Origin of the sequence: Streptomyces solincola (assembly GCF_002982015.1) — a bacterium.
In the GTDB taxonomy this organism is placed as follows: Bacteria; Actinomycetota; Actinomycetes; order Streptomycetales; family Streptomycetaceae; genus Streptomyces; species Streptomyces solincola.
In genome coordinates this window covers 1-3,277 of the sequence record NZ_PVLV01000014.1, presented here as the reverse complement: position 1 = coordinate 3,277, position 3,277 = coordinate 1, and the positions used below count along the sequence as shown (strand labels likewise).

Sequence of the window (3,277 nt, the reverse complement as noted above, 5' to 3'; positions counted from 1 at the left end):
GCGGCGGCCAGGGGGGGGCGATGAGGTCGGCGGGATCGTCGTGGGCGAGGGCCGCACCGCATCCTGCACCAGCTCCCCACCGGCTACCCCCTGCTGATCGGCCGCGCCGAACTCACCCCGGCCGCGTACACGGTCCGTGCCTTTCCAGCGCCAGGGAGGGTTGGACGACGGTGCACGGCTCGCGCACCCCGCAGCAAGAGGCCGCCGCAGCCCCGGCGTGGCAGCCGGGCTCCCGGCGGGGGCCCGAGCCATGACGAAGACGACCTTGCCCGGAACGCAGAAGCGTCCCGGGCAAGTAGGTGCGGGCGCCAGCCGCGAAGCCGCTTGGGCAGGTGCAGGTCTTCGCCGTCTCAGGCCGAGGCCGGCGGAGCGGATGATCCGGCGGCGCGGCGGTATTCGGCGTTGATGCGCTGGGCTTCTTCGAGCTGGTCTTCGAGGATGACGATGCGGCAGGCGGCCTCGATCGGGGTCCCGTGGTCGACGAGCTCCCGGGCCCGGGCGGCGATGCGCAGTTGGTAGCGGGAGTAGCGGCGGTGCCCGCCCGCGGAGCGAAGCGGGGTGATCAGGCGGGCTTCGCCGATGGCGCGGAGGAAGCCCTGGGTGGTGCCGAGCATCTCGGCGGCCCGGCCCATGGTGTAGGCGGGGTAGTCGTCGTCGTCGAGACGGCCGAAGGCGTCGTCTGCTGTCATTGCACCTCTCTGTGGAGCACGCTTGAGGGGCCCTGGTGTCGTACGACACCAGGGCCCCGAAGGAACTACACCATCTGCCGGCCCTGGTACTGCGCCGGCGTTCTGTTTCCGCTGACCCGACGGGAATGCTGTCGGGTGTGCGGGGATCGCGGTTGCTTGACCGGAGACCACCTCACTATCGATGTCCTGCGGTACCCGGGCTCAAGACATCCGCCCGGGCGATCCTGATGGCGCCTGGCTCCTCCGTTCTTTCCTCGATGATCAACTGCGTACTGCTGGTACTGCGAACTGCTCGGCGGCCTGTGACAGCGCCACCTTTCGGCAGTCAGCCCCGTCGCCCGTCCTGCGTCTGCTCCGGCTTGGAACCCCACTACCGAACTTCCCGGTGCGCGCGTCCGCAGCCGACGCCTTCACCGAGGTGCTGCTCACTGACTTCACTGCTGGGTACTGCGTCAACTGCGGTACTGCTCACGGCGGCCCCTGATCACTGCGGGCCACCCCGGTCCGGTCGCCAGTCCCGTCGCCGTCCTGCAACAACCCTGGCTTCGAAACCCACTACCGCACCGTCCTGGCAACTGCAACTGCGGGTACTGCTGCCCGGCAGTTCGTCTCTGCCAGACCCTGCTGACCTCCTGGTTACGAGAGAAACCATAACCAGACCAACACCCAATGTCTACTCCAGCCACCACAGATTTTCGTGCGTTCGACGATGAGGTAAACGAACTCGAACAGCGACGACACAGGGTTGGCGGACCACGGGTCGGGCACAAGCACCGCGCAGACAACCGGGCATGGCGATGCAGAGGCCAGGTGAGCTGATGGACGCGATGAGCGTCACTGTCGGACCCGCGCGATCCGCGACGTCCGGCGCCGTCACACGCGACATCGCCCGGGACTTCCTCGCGGGTCTCGTGGATCCGATCCCAGCCGAGGCCGCCGACGCCGTGGTCCTGGTCGTCTCGGAGCTCCTCACCAACGCCCTGCGCCACGGCGGCGGCGACTGCACCCTGGAACTGACCGCGGACCCGGACGGCATCGAGGTAGCCGTGCGCGACCGCAGCCCGCAGGCGCCGCGCATGCGCACCCCTGACCTGACCGGCGGCACCGGAGGCCTCGGCTGGCCCATGGTCAACCGCCTCGCCCACACATCCACTGGTCGTCCGGCGGCAAGACGGTCAGCGCAATTCTCGCCCGGTAGCGCCAAGGCGCCTCGGCAAGTGAGAACGGGTTCTGAGAGCGAATCCAGGATCGGCGGGGGTCCGGCCCCACCGGTCGGACGCGGACGACGCCGAAGCACACGCCTGTCCGAAGTGTGACGCCCAGCCCGGCTCGCCCTGCCGCTCGCGCGGCGGCGCGGTCGCCTCCACCTACCACACTCGACGCTTCACCCAGGTGCCCCGGCTGAAGAAGGCGCTGCGAATCCCGACCCCGGCCGACCGCGGACCGGGCCGGCCGTGGCGTCCGGGCACCCCGCCTCCGGCGCCGATCGACCCGGACCTGCCGAGCGCGGACATCCGTATCGGCTACGCCCGCTGCTCGACCCTCGGACAGGAACTCGACTCCCAGCTCGACGCGCTCAGCAAGCACGGCATCCCGAGAGACAAGATCTTCAGCGAGAAGATCAGCACCCGGGTGCGGGTCCGCCCTCAGTTCGAGAAGGCGCTGAGGGCCGCGCGCGAGATCAAGGCGCACGCCCCGCACTGCCGGGTCATCTTCACCGTGTACGAGATGAAGCGGCTCGGGCGGGACGCCGCCGAGCTGACTGCGCTCGCCGACCACCTCCACCGCGCACGGCCTGGTGCTGGAGATGCTCGCCGGACCGCTGCCTGGCATCTACGACCCCACCGGGCCGGGAAAGCTGCTGTTCGCGTTCTTCGCCGCGATGGCGGAAACCGAGCGGGAGACTATTCGGGAGTCGACGCTGGAGGGGCTCGACACCGCGGCCCGCAAGGGCAAGCACGGCGGTCGGCCGCAGGTCATCACCGAGGACATGCTGCATACCGTGCTGCGGCGCCGCGCGGGCGGTGAGTCCGTCGAGCAGATCCAGCCCGATCCGATCATCCCCACCGGCAAGCGCAAGGGGCAGAACTCTCCTTCGCCAGCATCTACCGGGCACTCGCCGAGCACGCCAAGCGCGAGGCGTACCCCGAAGCCGTCGCCCAGGCGCATGACGATTTCGCCGCCCTCGCTGGCAGCGAGGTTCCTGAACCTCGCACAGAAGCCAAGGCCTTAACGACACGCTGAGTTACTTGTCACTTCGCGGCAGCTTCGGGAGAACAGGGCCAGGTCCCAGTCCGAGTCGGGCCGCCCCTCCCCCCGGGCCCGGCTGCCGCCGAGGACGACGCCGACGACGCCGGGGACGGTGACGAGGCGGGCGGCCATGGTGCGGAGCGCGGCGGGCAGGTCCATGGGGCGATGGTGGCGGAGCGGCCGGGCGCGGGGCAACGCGTGGACGGGTGGTCGCCTCGGCGCGCGGGGCCCGCCCCTCACCGCTCCGGTCGTCGGCGGAGCCACCAGAGGGTGGCGGCGGCGAGGAGCGCGGCGGCTACCAGGGTGAGGGGCAGCAGCAGGTGGGGGCCGTCGTGGGC

Annotated in this window: 3 protein-coding genes and 2 pseudogenes; 3 read left to right on the top strand and 2 right to left on the bottom strand. The window is 70.3% G+C overall.

Annotated elements, in window-relative coordinates:
* Positions 1–350: 350 nt before the first annotated feature.
* Entirely contained in the window at positions 351–689 is a 339-nt protein-coding gene (locus tag C6N75_RS01105) for a MerR family transcriptional regulator (protein WP_105866932.1), read from the bottom strand.
* Positions 690–1,507: 818 nt separating this feature from the next.
* Here C6N75_RS01105 and C6N75_RS01100 point away from each other — a divergent pair.
* From C6N75_RS01100 to C6N75_RS31220, 3 genes and pseudogenes are all read left to right on the top strand, one after another.
* Positions 1,508–1,887 (top strand): annotated as a pseudogene (locus C6N75_RS01100) (ATP-binding protein).
* 32 nt (positions 1,888–1,919) lie between these two features.
* Positions 1,920–2,420, top strand: a pseudogene (locus C6N75_RS31225) (zinc finger domain-containing protein); the annotation flags it as partial.
* Positions 2,421–2,496: 76 nt separating this feature from the next.
* Positions 2,497–2,922 carry a recombinase family protein gene (locus tag C6N75_RS31220; protein ID WP_258177159.1) on the top strand — a complete coding sequence of 142 codons (426 nt, stop codon included), beginning with the start codon at positions 2,497–2,499 and terminating at the stop codon, positions 2,920–2,922.
* On the opposite strand, the gene C6N75_RS01085 is transcribed toward C6N75_RS31220, so the two are convergent.
* Complete coding sequence (locus C6N75_RS01085; RefSeq protein ID WP_105866931.1) at positions 2,919–3,098, bottom strand: nucleotidyltransferase domain-containing protein; 180 nt, start codon at positions 3,096–3,098, stop codon at positions 2,919–2,921. The genes C6N75_RS31220 and C6N75_RS01085 overlap by 4 nt on opposite strands.
* Positions 3,099–3,277 lie beyond the last annotated feature (179 nt).